Origin of the sequence: Actinomadura atramentaria DSM 43919, from assembly GCF_000381885.1 — a bacterium.
Classification (GTDB): Bacteria; Actinomycetota; Actinomycetes; order Streptosporangiales; family Streptosporangiaceae; genus Spirillospora; species Spirillospora atramentaria.
Window position 1 is genome coordinate 117,987 of sequence record NZ_KB907209.1, and the last position, 16,199, is coordinate 134,185.

Below are 16,199 nucleotides of genomic sequence, written 5' to 3' on the forward strand. Positions count from 1 at the left end.
GGGTACTGCGGCAACGCCGGTGACGAACCCGCCGAGCACCTCGCGGTCGCGGCGATTCTGGGGGAGATGGGCAGCATGCGGCGTACGCTGGGCATGATCCTCGTGACGCTCGGGGCGTTCTGCATGACGCTTGCCCCGCTGGTCCGCTTCTACGTCGCCGACAAGGTCGTGGTCGCCCCGCTGAACCAGTACCAGAAGACGGTGCTGGAGGCCCCGAACGCCCAGTACTTCGACCAGGCCGCGTTCAAGACCCGCACGAACGTCACGCTCGTCGCCACCAACATCGTCCGCGGGGACGTCCGCGCCAACAACGGCGACGACCGCATCGCCGTCTGGGATTCCTCCACCGACATCCGCGACAAGGAGCGGGACCAGCAGATCGACCTCCAGGCGTTCCGCGTCGCGTTCAACCGCAAGACGGGCGAGCTGGTCAACTGCTGCGCCGTGCAGGTAGCGGGCGACACCAACGTGAAGATGTCGGGCTACGGAATCCTGTTCCCGATCGCGAACGTCCACAAGCGCGACTACCCGTTCTTCGACATGACGACCCGGCAGATCGTCCCGGTCCGGTACGACGGCACCGAGAAGATCCTCGGCATCAAGACCTACCGGTTCACCCAGCAGGTCCCGCTGACCAAGACCGAGGCGCTGGACGCGAAGATCCCGGCCGACATGCTCGGGATGCAGAAGACCGACCCCGCCCAGAAGGTGGACCGCTACTTCACCGCCGCGATCACTCAGTGGGTCGACCCGCGCACCGGCATCCCGATCAAGACGCGGCAGAACATCCGCAACACGCTGGCGACGCCGGACGGGCGCGGCTCGATGACCGTCGCGCAGGCGGACCTGCTCACCACCCCGGCGTCGCAGAAGGCGCTCGCCGACAAGTCCAACTCGACGGCGTTCAAGATCGGCGCGGCGCAGGGCTGGGGACCGCTGTCCCTGCTGTTCGGAGGGCTGTCGCTGCTGCTGATCGGCACGGCGGTCGGGCTGGCGGGCGGGGCGCGCGGGCCGCAGGAGCCGCCCGCGCCGCGCCGCGCGGACGGCAAGTTCGGCGACCTGCGCACCGCGTCGGGCGCGCCGGAGGACGAGGACCTGGCGGAGCTGCCCCGGGTGTCGGACGGACGGTTCCGCGACGTCAAGGAGGACCCGCCGCCGGTCCGCAGCGCCGACGGGCGGTTCAACACCTGGAATCCGCCATCCTGATACCTGTTCCACACCAGCTTCACTGGCGGGAAGCCAGTAAGTAGAACCTGTTGCAGTTTGTGGGCGAAGCGGCCTACCCTCGGTGCGTGCGGACACGAGTCACCGAACTATTCGGCATCGAGTACCCGATCTTCGCCTTCAGCCACTGCCGCGACGTCGTCGCCGCCGTCAGCCGCGCGGGCGGCCTCGGCGTCCTCGGCGCGCTCTACTTCACCCCCGAGGAACTGGAAGTCGAACTGTCCTGGATCGACGAGCACGTCGGCGGCAGGCCCTACGGGGTGGACGTCGTCATGCCCGCCAAGTACGAGGGCGCGGACCTCGGCGACGCCGAGGAACTGCTGTCCCGCCTCCAGGGCATGATCCCCGCCGAGCACCGGCGGTTCCTGGACGACCTGCTCGCCGAGCACGGCGTCGAGCCGTCCACCGAGACCGCCGGGCGCGCCCTGCTCGGCTGGACCGACCAGACCGCCCGGCCCCAGGTCGAGGTGGCGCTCAAGCACCCGATCGCGCTGCTGGCCAACGCGCTCGGCCCGCCGCCCGCCGACGTCGTCGCGCTCGCCCACGAGCACGGCGTCACGATGGCGGGCCTGGCCTCCAGCGCCCGGCACGCCCGCAAGCAGGTGGACGTCGGCGTGGACGTCATCGTCGCGCAGGGCACCGAGGCGGGCGGCCACACCGGCGAGATCTCCACGATGGTGCTGATCCCCGAGGTCGTGGACGAGGTCGGGTCCGAGGCCGTCGTACTGGCGGCCGGCGGCATCGGCCGGGGCCGCCAGATGGCGGCGGGCCTCGCGCTCGGCGCCGAGGGCGTGTGGACGGGCTCGATCTGGCTCACCGTCGAGGAGGCCGACACCCCCGAGCGCGCGCTGCCCAAGCTGCTCGCGGCGACCTCGCGCGACACCGTCCGGTCCCGCGCGTGGACGGGCAAGCCCGCCCGGTTCCTCAAGACCGCGTGGACCGAGGCGTGGGAGAGCGACAAATCGCCCGGCTACCTGCCGATGCCGATGCAGTTCATGCTGATCGCCGACGCGCTGCCGCGCATCGCGCGCTCCGGCGACGGCGAGTTGGTGACGTTCCCGGTCGGCCAGATCGTCGGCTCGATGAACCGCGTCCGCCCCGCCTCCCAGGTCGTCTACGACCTGATCGGCGAGTACGTGGACGCCGTCGAACGCCTCGGCCGCATCATCGAGGAATGACGTCGGCGCGGGCTCCCGCGCGCCGCCCGGGAGCCCGCCGCGTCGAGTGCCGCGTCAGGTGAGGAAGCCGCCGAGGCTGCGGTTCTGGGAGAGGGCCGTGTCGAAGGCCAGCGGGCACGCCAGGACGAGCGTCTTGAACGGCTCGGGGAGCTGGTAGTGCTGCTGGAGGACGTACCGGTCCGAACCGGTGAACATCTGGCCGAGCAGGTCGCCGAAGTCGCGGGACGCGCGCTTGAACAGCGCCGCGTCGTTCTCCTGCATGTCCTTGATCCGGCCGCTGTAGAGCTCGTAGTACCCGAGCTGGCGCTCGTGCGCGTCCAGGATCTCCCAGCCGCGCATCGCGCGCTTGCGCAGGTAGCCGACGAGCTGGTTCTGGGGGCCGAGGATGTGCATCTTCGGCGTGCCCATCATCCCGTACGGCTTGTAGAACTGGAAGTACGGGGCGCCGTCCGGCCGCATGATCATCAGGCGGCGCTCGGCGCGGGTCTGCGTGCCCTGGTTCAGCGCGCGGAAGACCTTGCGCGCTCCACCGACGCCGTGCTCGCGGACGTACGCGGCGGGCTGGCCCTGCGGCGTCCAGATCGTGTAGTTCGCCTCGACGGAGAAGAACTGCTGCGGCTGGTCGTAGACGAGCAGCGGCGATCCGTAGAGGTCCCCGCCGGCGGGCTGCGGCTGGGGCTGGTGCTGCGGGGGTGGCGCGGGCGGGTAGCCCTGCTGCGGCGGATATCCCTGCTGCTGGGGCGGTGGCGGCGGCGGAGGGTAGCCCTGCTGGGGCGGGTACCCCTGCTGCGGCGGGTAGCCCGGTTGCGGGTAAGGCTGCTGCGGCGGGTAGCCCGGCGGCGGCGGGGGGTATCCCGGTCCCGGCGGGGGACCGCCGTAACCGGGGCCGCCGGGCGGGACGGGGGGATAGCTCATGGGGCTCCTCAATCCGGCTCCGCGTGAACTCTAGCGCCGCGCCCCGCCCGGAGCATCGTGGAACGTCCTGAACTGTCCGGGGTCAGCCGCGGCGCGCCAGGACGGCCCGCCGCGTCTCCTCCTCGATGAGGTCCGCGTTGATCGCCGCCGCCGCGCGGACCCCGCCGGCCGCCGCCGCGATCACCTGGTCCATAGGGTTCGTGACGTTGCCCGCCGCCCAGACGCCCGGCACCGCCGTCGCGCCCGTCGCGTCGGTCGGCAGGTGGGTGCCGACCGGCTGCCCGGCCCACTCCAGCTCGCTCGTGGTCAGGCCGAGCGAGTCCACGAACGCGGCGCGGGCGGCCAGGCGCGCGCCCGCGACGACCGCGCGGACCTGGACGGCCGTCCCGTCCGCGAGTCGTACCGCGACACCGCCGGGCGCGTCCTCGACGGCCGCTACCTTGCCGCGCACGACGGTGACGTCTCGCGCCGTGAGGCGTTCCAGGTCGTCGCCGCCCGGCTCCGCATCGGGCAGGACGAGCGTCACGCGGTCGGTCCATTGCCGCCACAGCAGCGCCTGGTGGACGGCGGTTGCGAGCGCACCCGTCGCCAGGACCGCGACGGGCTCGTCGCGGACCTCCCAGCCGTGGCAGTACGGGCAGTGCAGGACGTGCTCGCCCCAGCGCTCGGCGAGGCCGGGGATGGACGGCAGTTCGTCGACCAGGCCGGTCGTGACGAGCAGCCGCCGGGCGTGATGGATCGTTCCATCTCGTAGCTCGACGGCGAACCCGCCGCCCTCCGCGTCCTCCCGCCGGGTCGCCGCGACGACCTCCCCGGTCGCGACCTCGCCGCCGTACCGGGCGACTTCGGCGCGGCCCGCCGCGAGCAGTTCCGCCGGGGGCACGCCCTCCCGGCTCAGGAACACGTGGACGCCCTCGGCGGGCGCGTTGCGCGGCTCGCCCGCGTCCACGACCAGCACGGACCGCCGCGCCCTGCCGAGCGCTACCGCCCCGCTCAGACCGGCCGCCCCGCCGCCGATCACCACTACGTCGTACATACGATCACCTCCGTCGAGAGGGTCGGTCATGCCGGGCGTCCATGACAAATCCCGTTGCCGGAGTGGCAAAGTGGTGAGCATGAACGACGAGATGGACGGTGTCCTGTCCTCGGTCGGGCCGAGGCTGCGCGCCCTGCGCCGCGAGCGCGGCTCGACCCTGGCCGAACTGTCCGCCGCGACCGGGATCTCGGTCAGCACGCTCTCCCGGCTGGAGTCGGGCGGGCGGCGGCCGACGCTGGAACTGCTGCTGCCGCTGGCGCGCGTCCACCGCGTCCCGCTGGACGAGCTGGTCGGCGCGCCCCCGACCGGCGACCCCCGCGTCCACGCACGGCCCTTCATCCGGCACGGCACGACGTACGTGCCGCTCACCCGCGACCTCGGCCACGGCCTGCGCGCGTTCAAGCAGGTCATGGACGGGACGCGGACCCTCGGCCCGGAAGACCAGCGCTCCCACGAGGGTTACGAGTGGTTGTACGTGCTGTCGGGCCGGCTGCGGCTGTTCCTCGGCGACAACGACCTGGTCCTGACGCCGGGGGAGGCCGCCGAGTTCGACACGCGCGTCCCGCACGCGTTCACCAGCGCGGACGGAAAACCCGTCGAGTGCCTGACGATCTTCGGCGCCCAAGGCGAACGCATCCACACCCGCGCCCGACCAGCACGTAAGAACTAACGGCCAGGACGTAAGAACTAGACGTGCCCACACCCAGCCGCGCCCCGCGCCAGACCAAGACGCGCCGCATCGTAGTGGTCCAACGGTGCCCGCACACCGTGCCGCAGGCGCCCAGCGGTACGCGCAGGCCGTGCCGCAGGCGGTCAGCGGGGCGGGCGCACTACGCCGCAGGTGGCCAGCGGGGCGCAGGTTGCGCTGCGGGCGCCCGGTAGGGCGGCGCGTACATGCCGTAGGCGGCCACCGATGCCCGCAGGCCGGGCCTGGAGCTGCCCGCAGGGCGCGCAGGCCCGCGCCACGGACGGCCAGTCGGGCGGCCACGCCGTATCGCAGGCGGCCAGCCATCCCCGCAGGTCGTGCCACGGGCGACCAGTGGGGCGGCCAAGTCGTGCCCAGGTGGCCGGGATTCCCGCAGGCCGTGTTAAGGCTGCCCGCAATGCCAATGCCACGGACGGCCAGCGGGGCGCGCAGGCCATGCGTTGGGCTGCCAGCCGCCCGCAGGCCGTGCCGTGGTCGGCTAGTGGGGGGCGCGGACGCCGGTCCGCGGTGGACAGCGGGGCGCCCCCGCCGACCGTGCCCGGGGGAGGCCAGCGGTTCGCGCAGACGTTGCCGTGGGCGGCCTGCGCGGAGGACTGTTGCTCGCCTCGTGAGGCCGACCGGTCGGTTGTCGTCAGAAGCGGGTCAGCCAGGACAGGAGACGGCTCACCGCGTAGTAGACGGCGGCGGCGATGCCCCAGTTGATGTAGAGCTGCTGGTCGGCGTCGCGGCGGGTGAAGATGTCGTGGAACGGGGTCGCGAGCCAGCGTCCGGCGTCGAGCGTATGGTCCACGAGGACGTTCGCGGGGTTCGCGTCCGCCCAGGTCAGCAGCATCCCGAGCAGCAGAATCAGCGCGGCGGCCCAACCGGCGGCCGAGATGGCGAGGCTCAGCGGATTCGAGCCGCCGCGCCGTCGCCAGCGCCGCCGGGGCCGCTCGACGACGACCGGCCGGTCGGTTCCGGCGGGCGGCGCGGCGGGCGGCGCGGCAGGTGGGGCGGCGGGCGGTGCGGAGCGGGCGTGCGCGCCGCGCTGCCACGGGCGGCGGCTCGCCACGCGGGTGTCACCGGAACGGGCGTCGCCGGGAACGGTGTCGTCGCGCGGGGCGGACGGGTCGGCGTCGGGGGTCGCGGCCTCACCGTCGCGGCGAGGCCAGAGATGCACGGCCACGGAGGATCACTTCCTGTCGTGTCGATCCAGGTCGTCCGAGTCGCCTCCGGTATGCCGCGAGAGAGCGGGACCAAACACCCTCAACCGGACGGCGGCCGTGCCTCCTCCGTCCGGCACTCGCTCCCCGCGCAGGTCCGCAGGCGTTCCGCCCACGCCGCCAGCCGCCGCACCACGGCCGGATCGTCGGCCGCGAGGTTGCGGAGCTGATATGGGTCCGTTTCGAGGTCGTACAGCTCGCGCTCGCCTGTCACGTAACCCAGATACAGGTACCGGTCGGTGCGGACGCCGGTGAAAACCGGCAGGTAAACGTGGTCGCGCGTCTTCGGCGTGTACGGATCGGGCGGCTCGCCGGAGCCGTCGTAGCGGGCGGCTGGCCGGGTGTTGCGCGCTGTTCCGTGCTCCAGCAGGAACGCCGCGCGCCAGTCGGCAGGACGGCGGCCGGTGGTGAGGGGCCGCCGCAGCGAGCGCCCGTCCACCAGCGGCGGCCGCCGAGCCCCGGCGAAATCCAGAAGCGTCGGCGCGATGTCGGTGTTGCCCGCCAACGCGGCCACGGTACGACCCGCCGGAATGCCCGGCCCCCGGACGAGGAACGGAACGCGGATGTCGGTCTCGTAGCCGGTGTTCTTGCCCGGCGGCATCCGGTAGTCGCCGATGTGGAAACCGTTGTCGGACGTCACGATGATGTAGGTGTCGTCGAGGCGGCCCGCCGCGCGCAGCGCGGTGACGAGCGAGTCCACGAGGTCGTCGATCGAGCGGGTGGCCTGCGCGCGCCGCCGGTACAGCGCGTCCCACTTCCGCTCTTCTTTCTTCGTGACGGGCGGGAGCCGCCGCAGCTCGGTCGGTTTTCCCTCGGTGGACGCGTCGTACGCGGGTGTACGCGGTGCCTTCAAGCCCGGGTACAGCTTCGCGTGGCGCGGCGCGGGGATCGACGGGGGATGCGGCGTCACGGGCGCGATGTAAGCGAAGAACGGTCGGTCGTCATCGGCGGTGACGAACCGTTTCGCCTCCCCGGCGAGCACGTCGGTCAGGTACGTGGCGGGCGACGGCGACCGGTGGACGAGCTTCCCGTCCACGTTCAGCGTGTAGTCGAAACCTTGGAACGGGTGCCCTGCCACCGGGCTCACCCATGTGTCCCAGCCGGGTGGGATGTAGGTGCGCGGCATCCCGGGAACCTGGTCGGGATAGCCGTTGAGGTACTTGCCGAACAGCCCGTTGCGGTACCCGTCCGCCGCGAGCCATGTGGCGAGGATCTGCTTCTCCTCACCGCGTCGGTAGAACTCTTGGAAACCGCCGTTCGGCGGGTTGTTGCTCCACACGCTGGTGTTGTGCGCGTACTGGCCGCGCAGCGTCGTCGCGCGCGACGGGCAGCACCACGACAGGTTGACGTAGTAGCGACTCAGCGTCACGCCCTGGTCGGCCACGTCCCGCGTCGTCTTCGGCAGGTACGGCAGCAGCGCGTCGTCGAGGTCGTCGGCGAGGACGAACACGAAGTTCGGGCGTTTCGGCGGCGGTCCGACCCGCCCCGTCCCGCTGACGCACCCGGCCGCGAGCAGGAGGACGGCGACGAGCGCCGCCGCGCGCCTCACCGCCGCATCCGCAACGTCCGGCGCGCCCGCGCGGGGGCCGGGTCCTCCGGCGCGGGCGGCGCGAACCGCTCGCGGTCCGCGACGGCCAGCAGCGCCGCGGCGGCGGCCTGTGCGATCTGCTCGTGCGTCACGGTCGCGTGCAGGTCGCGGTCCGGCCGGAACCGCAGCTCGTCGATGTGCCCGATGATCTGCGCGCCCGTGCCGCACAGGTCCGCGATGTCCTCTTCCGTCCACGACTCGACCAGCGGCCACGCCGCCTCCGGCACGCCGGGGCGCGGCCCGGGGACCGTTCCGCGCAGCACGATCGCCTCCCGGACGGCCCGCGCCTCGTAGGTGTCCCAGCCCGCCGCCGCGAACGCCTCGTTCAGCCGGACCATGACCTGCGCCTGCGGCAGCGTGAGGCTTTCATGCGTGCGCAACGCGAGGACGTCGTCCGGCACGCAGACGTTCGGTGCGCCGATCGCCGTCCGGAACCGCTCCCACAGCAGATCGCGCGGAGTGCCGGGGTTGACGACGACCGTCACCCGCTCCGGCCCGACCGCCGCCGCCCAGCGCCGGGCGAGCCGGCCGAGCGCGAACGACCGCCACAGATGCAGGTCCCGCTCTTCCTCGACGGCCCGCTCACCCCGCTCGCGCTGCCGGGCGAGGGCCGCGAAGAACGCGCCGAGCGAACTGACCCGCCCGTTGCGGACGTGCTGCTGCCACAGCGACGGCAGCGACCGGCCCAGCGGCCGGGCCGTCACGACGACGCTCGGCGCGGCACCGTCCAGCGCCGCGAGCAGCCGGTCGATCGCGTCCCGCCGGATCACCGACAGCGCCTCCGCGGAGATCAGCGCGGTGCCCGGCCAGTCCTGGACCTTCGCCGCGAGCGCGTCCCACTTCGGCCGCTCCTCGGCGGCGCGTTCCTCCGACACCCACGGGAACTCCGTACCGAGCAGGCCGTAGGTGGCGCGCTCGTGGTTCTCGATCGTGTCCGGCACCGCCTCCCGCAGGGACGGGGGGAAGAGGACCCCCGCGTCGGCGAGGCCGTCCGCGCAGTGGCCGAGGACGCGCTGAAGGTACGTCGTCCCCGACTTCTGCTGGCCGATGTGCAGGATGACGTTCGCGGACACGCACCGTCCTCCGGGTCGGGGGCCGCCTCGCCCGGCCCGTGAACCCGCACGTTAACGACGCGGCGACCGACTGTGGGGCCGCCCGCGACGTTGTTCGGCGAACATTGCCCGCCTGTTCCCCTGCACGTCAGCGGAACCTCAGCGCCCCCTGAGGGACGCACGCCGGAACCGGCGTGCGAAGCCACCCGTAAGCGATGCGTGCCAGGGACCGTCGGAGGGGCGTCGCGCGCGGAAGCCGCGTGCGATGCGTACCGCCGGTCGGAGGACCACCCCGCCGTCCGGAACGGCCGGGCGCTGGCCATCAGGAGCATCCCTGGCCCGGCCGTGTACGGCTGGTCGTCACTTGCGTCTACCGGCGCCGCCCTTGGGCCGCTTCCCCGGCCGGCGATCGTCGGGTTTGCCGTTCGCGGACGGGCCGGGGCGCGGAGACGGGATGGGGAACCGCGCCCCGTTCATGGTCAGCACCGTGGTGTTGTAGTGCGGCCGCCAGGACGTCCCCATCAACGGCCCGAGACTCTGCGAACCGGGTTTCACCGGATCGGCGCCCGCGCGGCGAGGCGGGCTGACGGGGCGGTCGTCCTCCGGCCGAGGGTCTTCCCCGGTCGACCGGAAGACGACCGGCGCGCTGTCCCCGCCCTGTTTGAAGTGCTTCACGAGCCTGATGACGTGGTCCTTCGCGTACTGGACGCTGCGCAGCACCCGCCCGTGCCGGTTGACCTCCCTGATCTCCATCGTGTCGCCTTCGGTGACGACCTCGACGCGCCGTCCGATCCGGTCGGCGGAGATGACGCACGTCTCCGTGCGCCCCTTGTCGCCGATGGCGAGAATCTCGATCTTGTCTCCAAGCATGTGCCGTATGCCCTTCCTCGGTCGCCGGCTGGGAACCCGAGTAGAACCCTCGGCGGCAGACGAATGCACGCGGCGGTGAAAGCTGTGGATAACTCGACCCGCGTCGCTGAGGAATCGCAGGTCAGGCAGGGGATCGGGTGGCCACGGCTCGAAGGGTGCGTCCTACGCCACGGCCGGAGTCGGTGTGGCGGCTGCGATGAGCTGGCGGGCGGTGGCATAAGCACGGTCCACCGCGTCGTCGACCGTCCCGAGGGCGAACGTCGAGATCGCACCCTCGTAGACGAGTAGTAGCTGGTCGGTGAGCAGTTCCGGGTCGGCCGCGTCCGTCGCACGGGCGAGGTCGAGCACCGTCCGGCGCAGACCGCGCTTGTAGGACGTGACCAGGGCACGCGCCGGATGCTCGGCGTCGGCCAGCTCGGCCATCGCGTTGACGAACGAGCAGCCGCGGAACCGCGACAGCGACCGCGCCCAGGTGCGCAGCGCGGCGAAGACGGCGAGCAGCCGGGCGTCCGGGTCGTCCCCGGCGTCCTGGACCGTCTGGTCGAGCAGTGCCTGCCAACGGGTCTCGCGGCCGCCGAGGTAGGCCAAAATCAGGCCCTCCTTGCCGCCGAAGTGCTTGTAGAAGGTCATCCGGGCGACGCCCGCCTCCTCGATGACGGCGTCCACGCCGGTGGCGTTGATGCCGTTGCCGTAGAAGAGGCGGTCGGCGGCGTCGAGGATGCGGTCGCGGGCGGGGAGCTTGGCGGAATCCATGCCCCAACTATACAGAACGTTCTATCTTCTGTATAGACCGTTTCGTCTACTCGCCGCGGAAGACCGGCGGGCGCTTCTCCTTGAAGGCCAGCGAGCCCTCCTTGGCGTCCGCCGAGCCGATGACGGGCCAGCCCAACTCGTCGGAGACCTTCAGCGCCTCCTCCTCCGGCAGGTGCTCGGTCTCCCGGTAGGTGCGCAGGATCGCCTGGACGGCGAGCGGGCCGCAGGCCGCCACCTGGTCCGCGAGCGCCCGCGCCGCCGCCAGCGCCGTGCCGTCCGGGACGACCTGGTTGACCAGGCCCATCGCCAGCGCCTCGGCCGGGGTGACGGACCGCGCGGTGAGCAGCAGGTCCATCGCGTTCGCGTAGCCGATCTGGCGCGGCAGGCGGATCGCGCAGCCGCCCATCGGGAACAGCCCGCGCTTGGCCTCGTACAGTCCGAGCGTCGCGCCTTCCGCGACGACCCGCAGGTCGGTGCCGACCAGGAGTTCGGTCCCGCCCGCCACCGCGTAGCCCTCGATCGCGGCGATGAGCGGCTTGGTCGGACGGCCGTCGCGCAGCAGCCCCTTCCAGTGGAAGTCGGGGATGCGCTTCATGCGCTCGCGGACCTCCGGGTCGGTCGGCGGCGTCCCCATCGCCTTGAGGTCCGCGCCCGCGCAGAACTGGCCGTCCGCGCCGGTGAGGATGCCGACGCGCACCTCGGGCGTCGCGGAGATGTACTCCCAGGCGCTCGCGAGGCCGACGAGCATCGCGGAGCTGAGCGCGTTGCGCGCCGCCGGCCGGTTCATCGTGACGATGACGACCGCGCCGTCGCGCTCGACCGTGCAGTGCTCGGTGCCGATCGGCAGCCGTTCCGTCATGGGTCCCTCCCGGTCGTGGAAACAGGAACGGATTCTACTGACGAGCATGCCCAGTCAACAGCCCTTGCCCTATAAAACGAGAACGTGATCTACTTTGGCCTCGGAGCACCCGGATGTGATCGTGATCACCGAGAGGGGACCGATGGGTTCATTGGGCTTCTGGCGGCTCGCGCAGGCCGATCCGGCCTGGGTCGCGGCCGTCGATCCGGACGGAACCGAGTACCCGGCGGGCGACCTGCTCGCGCGCTCCCGCCGCCTCGTCCACGGGCTGCGCGGCCTCGGGCTGGAGAAGGGCGACAGCGTCTGCGGGCTCGTGCCGAACGGGGTGGACGGGCTCGTCCTCTACCTCGCGGCGCTGGAGGCCGGCTGGTACTACACGCCGATCAACTGGCACCTCGCCCCGCCCGAGATCGGCTACGTCCTGGCCGACAGCGGGGCCAAGGCGTTCCTCGCGCACGAGCGCTACGCCGACGCGGCCGCGGCCGCCGCCGACGAGGCGGACCTGGAACCGCACCGCCGCTTCGCGTTCGGCGAGATCGACGGCTTCCGCCCCGCCGCCGAGCTGGAGGCAGGGCGGCCGGAGACCGCCCCGGCGGACCGGAGCAACGGCGCGACGATGCACTACACGTCCGGGACGACCGGGCGGCCCAAGGGCGTCCGGCGGCGGCTCGCCGGGATCGACCCCGACGACAACGCCGAGATGCTGTCGTTCCTGCTGTCGCTCTTCGGAATCAAGCCCGGCCGCCCCGCGGGGCAGCCGCCGCAGGCGCACCTGATCACGTCGCCGAACTACCACACCGCCGTCACCCAGTTCGGCGGGACGGCGCTGCACATGGGCCACACGCTCGTTTATGTGGACCGCTGGGACGCCGAGGAAACCCTGGCGCTCATCGAGCGGCACCGCGTCACGAACACGCACATGGTTCCGACGCACTTCAAGCGGCTGCTGGGGCTGCCGGAGGACGTCCGGAACCGCTACGACGTCTCGTCCATGACGCAGGCGATCCACGCCGCCGCGCCCTGCCCCGTCCCGATCAAGCAGGCGATGCTCGACTGGTGGGGCGACTGCATCTGGGAGTACTACGCGGCCACCGAGGGCGGCGGGACGATCGCCTCGCCCGCCGACTGGCGCGCGCATCCCGGCACGGTCGGCAAGGCGTGGCCGATCAGCGAGCTGCTGCTGGTGGACGACGACGGCAACCCGGTGCCCACCGGCGAGAACGGCACCATCTACATGAAGATGGCGTCCGGTGAGTTCGAGTACAAAGGCGACCGGGAGAAGACCGAGAAGAACCGGCTGAAGGACTTCTTCACCGTCGGGGACGTCGGCTACCTCACCGCGGACGGCTTCCTGTTCCTGTCCGACCGCAAGTCCGACATGATCATCTCCGGCGGCGCGAACATTTATCCCGCCGAGATCGAGAACGAGATCACGCTGCACCCCAAGGTCGCGGACGTCGCCGTGTTCGGCATCCCCGACGAGGAGTGGGGCGAGCAGATCAAGGCCGTCGTGGAGCCCGCCGAGGGCGTCGAGCCCGGGCCGGAGCTGGAAGCCGAGATCCTCGCCGCGCTGGACGGCCGGCTCGCCCGGATGAAGTGGCCGAAGTCCATCGACTTCATCGAGACGATGCCGCGCGAGCCCAACGGCAAGCTGCTCAAACGCAAGCTGCGCGACCCGTACTGGAAGGACCGGGACCGTGCGATCTGACGTGAACCACGTGCTGGAGTTCCCCGGCGGCTACACGCGGTCGGTCGGCCCGGTGATCGGGCGGTTCCTGAGCGAGCTGCGCGACGGGCGGCTGGTCGGTGTCCGGACGGCGGGCGGGCGCGTGCTCGTCCCGCCCGCCGAGTACGACCCCGACACCGGGGAGGACGTCACCGACGAGTTCGTCCCGGTCGGCCCGGCCGGGACGGTGACGACCTGGTCCTGGGTGGCCGACCCGCGCCCGACGCACCCGCTGGACCGGCCGTTCGCGTGGGCGCTGATCCGCCTCGACGGCGCGGACACCGCGCTGCTGCACGTCCTGGACGTCGGGGACCACGCCGAACCGCCGCGATTCCTCAAGACCGGCATGCGGGTCCGCGCGAAGTTCCGCGACGACCGCGTCGGCGGCATCCGCGACATCGAGTGCTTCCGTCCCGAGGTCACCTCGATCACCGACCCGTCGCGGCTCGAATACCGGCTCCAGGGCGGCCGCGCGCTCGACCGGTTCCTCTCCGGGATCGCCGAGGGGCGCATTATCGGGCACCGCTGCGACGTCTGCGGCCAGGTGATCGTCCCGATGAAGGGGCTGTGCCCGCGCGACGGCGTTCCGACGAGCGAAGAGGTCGAGCTGCCGCACACCGGGACGGTCACGACCTTCGCCGTGAACAATCTGCCCGACCCCCGCGCTCCCGAGGTTCCGTTCGTGTCCGCGTACGTACTGCTGGACGGCGCGGGTCTGACGATGCTCGCGCTCGTCGCCGGGCTCCCGGCCGACCAGGTGCGGATGGGGATGCGCGTCAGGGCCGCGTGGCGGCCGCGCGAGGAGTGGACGAAGTCCATGTCGAACATCAAGTGGTTCGAGCCGATCGACGAGCCCGACGTCCCCTTCGACGAGATCAAGGACTACCTGTGAGCGCCGTCAACGTCGCCGTCGTCGCGTTCGTGCAGACCCGGCACAGCGGCGAGGACACCGGTCTGTCGGAGACCGAACTACTCGCCCCGGTCATCACCGAAATCAAGGAGCGCACCGGGCTCCGCCGGTTCGGCTTCACGTGTTCGGGCTCCAACGACTACCTGGCCGGCGCGCCGTTCTCCTTCGTGGCGGCGCTGGACGCGGTCGGCGCGTGGCCGCCGATCTCCGAGAGCCACGTGGAGATGGACGCCGCGTGGGCGCTCTACGAGGCGTGGGTCAAGCTGCTGCACGGCGAGGTGGACACCGCGCTGGTGTACGGATTCGGCAAGACCTCGCAGACCGACTACGCCCAGGTCGCCACCCGCCAGCTCGACCCGTACTACCTCGCGCCGCTCGGTCTGGACGCCGACTCGCTCGCCGCGCTCCAGGCGCGCGCCCACCTGGAGGCGGTCGGCAAAGGCGAGGACGCGTTGCGAGCCGTCGCGGCGAGGGCGCGAGCGGCGGGCCGCACCAACCCGCACGCGCTCGATCTCCCCGATCCGGCCGACGATCCCTACGCGGTCGCACCGCTGCGCGGGTACGACCTGCCGCCCGTGACGGACGGTGCGGCCGCGATCGTCCTGGCGTCCGGCGACAAGGCCCGCGAGCTGTGCGAACGGCCCGCGTGGATCACCGGCATCGACCACCGCGCCGAACCGCACTCGCCGGGCGCGCGCGACCTAGCCCGGTCGGAGTCCGCGCGCATTGCGGGGGAGAAAGCGGGCGCGGGCGGCGTCGAGGTCGCCGAACTCCACGCCCGGTACACCCACGAGGAACTGATCCTGCGGGAGGCGCTCGGGCTCGGCGACGAGGTGAGCGTCAACCCGTCCGGCGGGCCGCTGGCCGCCGACCCCGTCATGGCGACCGGCCTGATCCGCATCGGGGAGGCCGCCGCGCGCGTCCACGACGGCACCGCGACCCGGGCGCTCGGGCACGCCGCGTCCGGACCGTGCCTCCAGCAGAACCTCGTCTGCGTGCTCTCGGGAGAAGATCATGGCTGAACCGTGCGCGATCATCGGCGTCGGGCAGACGGCGTACCGGACGCGGCGGCCGGACGCGTCGATGGCCGGACTGCTGCGCGAGGCCGCCCGCCGCGCCCTCGACGACGCCGGGCTGACCTGGAAGGACATCGACGCCGTCGTCATCGGCAAGGCCCCCGACCTGTTCGAGGGCGTCACGATGCCCGAGGCGTACCTCGCGGACGCGCTCGGCGCGGCCGGGAAACCGATCATGCGCGTCCACACGGCGGGATCGGTCGGCGGCTCGACGGCGATCGTCGCGGCGGGCCTGGTGCAGAGCGGCGTCCACGACCGGGTGCTGACGGTCGCCTGGGAGAAGCAGTCGGAGTCGAACGCGACCTGGGCGCTGACCGTGAACACGCCGTTCACGACGTCGCTCGTCGTCGGCGCTGGCGGTTACTTCGCTCCGCACATCCGCGCGTACATGCGCCGGTCCGGCGCGCCCGACCACATCGGAACGCTCGTCGCGGTCAAGGACCGCGAGAACGCGCTGAAGAACCAGTACGCGCACCTGAAGATCCCGGGCATCTCACGCGAGATGGTCGAGTCCACGCCGATGCTGTGGGAGCCGATCCGCTACCTGGAGACCTGCCCGTCGTCGGACGGGGCGTGCGCGATGGTCCTCGCGTCGTCGGACGCGGCGCGGAGCGCCCCGAACCCGCCCGCGTGGGTCCACGGCACCGCGATGCGCTCCGAGCCGATCTTCTTCGCGGGCCGCGACACGGTGAACCCGCGCGGCGGCATCGACTGCGCCGCCGACGTGTACCGGCAGGCGGGGATCACCGACCCGCGCGCCGAACTCGACTGCGCCGAGGTGTACGTCCCGTTCTCCTGGTACGAGCCGATGTGGCTGGAGAACCTCGGCTTCTGCGGCGAGGGCGAGGGCTGGAAGCTCACCGAGTCCGGCGCGACCGCGCTGGACGGCGACATCCCGTGGAACCCGTCGGGCGGCGTCCTGTCGTCCAACCCGATCGGCGCGTCCGGGATGATCCGGTTCGCCGAGGCGGCGCTCCAGGTGCGCGGCATGGCCGGCGAGCACCAGGTGGACGGGGCACGGCGCGCGCTCGGCCACGCCTACGGCGGCGGCGCGCAGTTCTTCGCGATGTGGATCGTCGGCAGCGACCGGCCCTGACCCGCGGG

General features: G+C 72.2%; 15 protein-coding genes. 7 read left to right on the top strand and 8 right to left on the bottom strand.

Features of this window, described 5'->3' with window-relative positions; all coding sequences use genetic code 11:
• Positions 1 to 75 precede the first annotated feature (75 nt).
• Both pgfA and G339_RS0104510 read left to right on the top strand, forming a co-directional pair.
• The gene (gene pgfA / locus G339_RS0104505) at positions 76 to 1,206 is read left to right on the top strand and encodes a cell envelope lipid trafficking protein PgfA (protein ID WP_157407348.1); all 1,131 of its coding nucleotides are present in this window, start codon (positions 76 to 78) and stop codon (positions 1,204 to 1,206) included.
• Positions 1,207 to 1,292: 86 nt separating this feature from the next.
• Entirely contained in the window at positions 1,293 to 2,402 is a 1,110-nt protein-coding gene (locus G339_RS0104510; RefSeq protein ID WP_019629886.1) for an NAD(P)H-dependent flavin oxidoreductase, read from the top strand.
• Between the two features lie 54 nt (positions 2,403 to 2,456).
• On the opposite strand, the gene G339_RS0104515 is transcribed toward G339_RS0104510, so the two are convergent.
• Complete coding sequence (locus G339_RS0104515; RefSeq protein WP_019629887.1) at positions 2,457 to 3,317, bottom strand: hypothetical protein; 861 nt, start codon at positions 3,315 to 3,317, stop codon at positions 2,457 to 2,459.
• Positions 3,318 to 3,399: 82 nt separating this feature from the next.
• On the bottom strand, positions 3,400 to 4,353 hold the full coding sequence (locus G339_RS0104520; protein ID WP_019629888.1) for an NAD(P)/FAD-dependent oxidoreductase: 954 nt from the start codon (positions 4,351 to 4,353) through the stop codon (positions 3,400 to 3,402).
• Positions 4,354 to 4,432: 79 nt separating this feature from the next.
• Between G339_RS0104520 and G339_RS0104525 the strand changes: the two genes are divergently transcribed.
• Entirely contained in the window at positions 4,433 to 5,023 is a 591-nt protein-coding gene (locus G339_RS0104525; protein ID WP_019629889.1) for a helix-turn-helix domain-containing protein, read from the top strand.
• Positions 5,024 to 5,690: 667 nt separating this feature from the next.
• Here G339_RS0104525 and G339_RS36400 read toward each other — a convergent pair.
• From G339_RS36400 to G339_RS0104555, 6 genes are all read right to left on the bottom strand, one after another.
• Positions 5,691 to 6,218, bottom strand: a complete 528-nt coding sequence (locus G339_RS36400) for a hypothetical protein (protein WP_157407349.1) — start codon at positions 6,216 to 6,218, stop codon at positions 5,691 to 5,693.
• A gap of 86 nt (positions 6,219 to 6,304) precedes the next feature.
• Positions 6,305 to 7,810 carry a sulfatase family protein gene (locus tag G339_RS0104535; RefSeq protein WP_019629891.1) on the bottom strand — a complete coding sequence of 502 codons (1,506 nt, stop codon included), beginning with the start codon at positions 7,808 to 7,810 and terminating at the stop codon, positions 6,305 to 6,307.
• The gene (locus G339_RS0104540) at positions 7,807 to 8,922 is read right to left on the bottom strand and encodes a hypothetical protein (RefSeq protein WP_019629892.1); all 1,116 of its coding nucleotides are present in this window, start codon (positions 8,920 to 8,922) and stop codon (positions 7,807 to 7,809) included. Before G339_RS0104540 ends, G339_RS0104535 begins: the two co-directional genes overlap by 4 nt.
• A 339-nt stretch (positions 8,923 to 9,261) precedes the next feature.
• Positions 9,262 to 9,771 carry a hypothetical protein gene (locus G339_RS0104545; protein ID WP_019629893.1) on the bottom strand — a complete coding sequence of 170 codons (510 nt, stop codon included), beginning with the start codon at positions 9,769 to 9,771 and terminating at the stop codon, positions 9,262 to 9,264.
• Between the two features lie 162 nt (positions 9,772 to 9,933).
• Positions 9,934 to 10,524: a TetR/AcrR family transcriptional regulator gene (locus tag G339_RS0104550; RefSeq protein WP_019629894.1), complete on the bottom strand. Its 591-nt coding sequence runs from the start codon at positions 10,522 to 10,524 to the stop codon at positions 9,934 to 9,936.
• 46 nt (positions 10,525 to 10,570) lie between these two features.
• Positions 10,571 to 11,383: a crotonase/enoyl-CoA hydratase family protein gene (locus G339_RS0104555; protein ID WP_019629895.1), complete on the bottom strand. Its 813-nt coding sequence runs from the start codon at positions 11,381 to 11,383 to the stop codon at positions 10,571 to 10,573.
• A gap of 142 nt (positions 11,384 to 11,525) precedes the next feature.
• On the opposite strand from G339_RS0104555, the gene G339_RS0104560 reads away from it, so the two are divergent.
• The 4 genes from G339_RS0104560 to G339_RS0104575 are packed head-to-tail and all read left to right on the top strand — an operon-like array spanning position 11,526 to position 16,191.
• Entirely contained in the window at positions 11,526 to 13,091 is a 1,566-nt protein-coding gene (locus G339_RS0104560; RefSeq protein WP_026341126.1) for an acyl-CoA synthetase, read from the top strand.
• Positions 13,081 to 14,001: a Zn-ribbon domain-containing OB-fold protein gene (locus G339_RS0104565; protein WP_026341127.1), complete on the top strand. Its 921-nt coding sequence runs from the start codon at positions 13,081 to 13,083 to the stop codon at positions 13,999 to 14,001. The genes G339_RS0104560 and G339_RS0104565 overlap by 11 nt, the downstream gene beginning before the upstream one ends.
• Positions 13,998 to 15,041, top strand: a complete 1,044-nt coding sequence (locus G339_RS0104570) for a thiolase domain-containing protein (protein WP_019629898.1) — start codon at positions 13,998 to 14,000, stop codon at positions 15,039 to 15,041. The genes G339_RS0104565 and G339_RS0104570 overlap by 4 nt, the downstream gene beginning before the upstream one ends.
• Positions 15,034 to 16,191: a thiolase domain-containing protein gene (locus tag G339_RS0104575; RefSeq protein WP_019629899.1), complete on the top strand. Its 1,158-nt coding sequence runs from the start codon at positions 15,034 to 15,036 to the stop codon at positions 16,189 to 16,191. Before G339_RS0104570 ends, G339_RS0104575 begins: the two co-directional genes overlap by 8 nt.
• The last annotated feature ends 8 nt before the right edge of the window (positions 16,192 to 16,199 follow it).

What these genes read in the sequence shown, in the direction of transcription:
- G339_RS0104520 (WP_019629888.1), bottom strand. Translation starts at nt 4,353, where the DNA reads ATGTACGACGTAGTGGTGATCGGCGGCGGGGCGGCCGGTCTGAGCGGG.
- G339_RS0104575 (WP_019629899.1), top strand. Translation starts at nt 15,034, where the DNA reads ATGGCTGAACCGTGCGCGATCATCGGCGTCGGGCAGACGGCGTACCGG.
- G339_RS0104515 (WP_019629887.1), bottom strand. Translation starts at nt 3,317, where the DNA reads ATGAGCTATCCCCCCGTCCCGCCCGGCGGCCCCGGTTACGGCGGTCCC.
- G339_RS0104550 (WP_019629894.1), bottom strand. Translation starts at nt 10,524, where the DNA reads ATGGATTCCGCCAAGCTCCCCGCCCGCGACCGCATCCTCGACGCCGCC.
- G339_RS0104560 (WP_026341126.1), top strand. Translation starts at nt 11,526, where the DNA reads ATGGGTTCATTGGGCTTCTGGCGGCTCGCGCAGGCCGATCCGGCCTGG.
- G339_RS0104545 (WP_019629893.1), bottom strand. Translation starts at nt 9,771, where the DNA reads ATGCTTGGAGACAAGATCGAGATTCTCGCCATCGGCGACAAGGGGCGC.
- pgfA (WP_157407348.1), top strand. Translation starts at nt 76, where the DNA reads ATGCGGCGTACGCTGGGCATGATCCTCGTGACGCTCGGGGCGTTCTGC.
- G339_RS0104525 (WP_019629889.1), top strand. Translation starts at nt 4,433, where the DNA reads ATGAACGACGAGATGGACGGTGTCCTGTCCTCGGTCGGGCCGAGGCTG.
- G339_RS0104555 (WP_019629895.1), bottom strand. Translation starts at nt 11,383, where the DNA reads ATGACGGAACGGCTGCCGATCGGCACCGAGCACTGCACGGTCGAGCGC.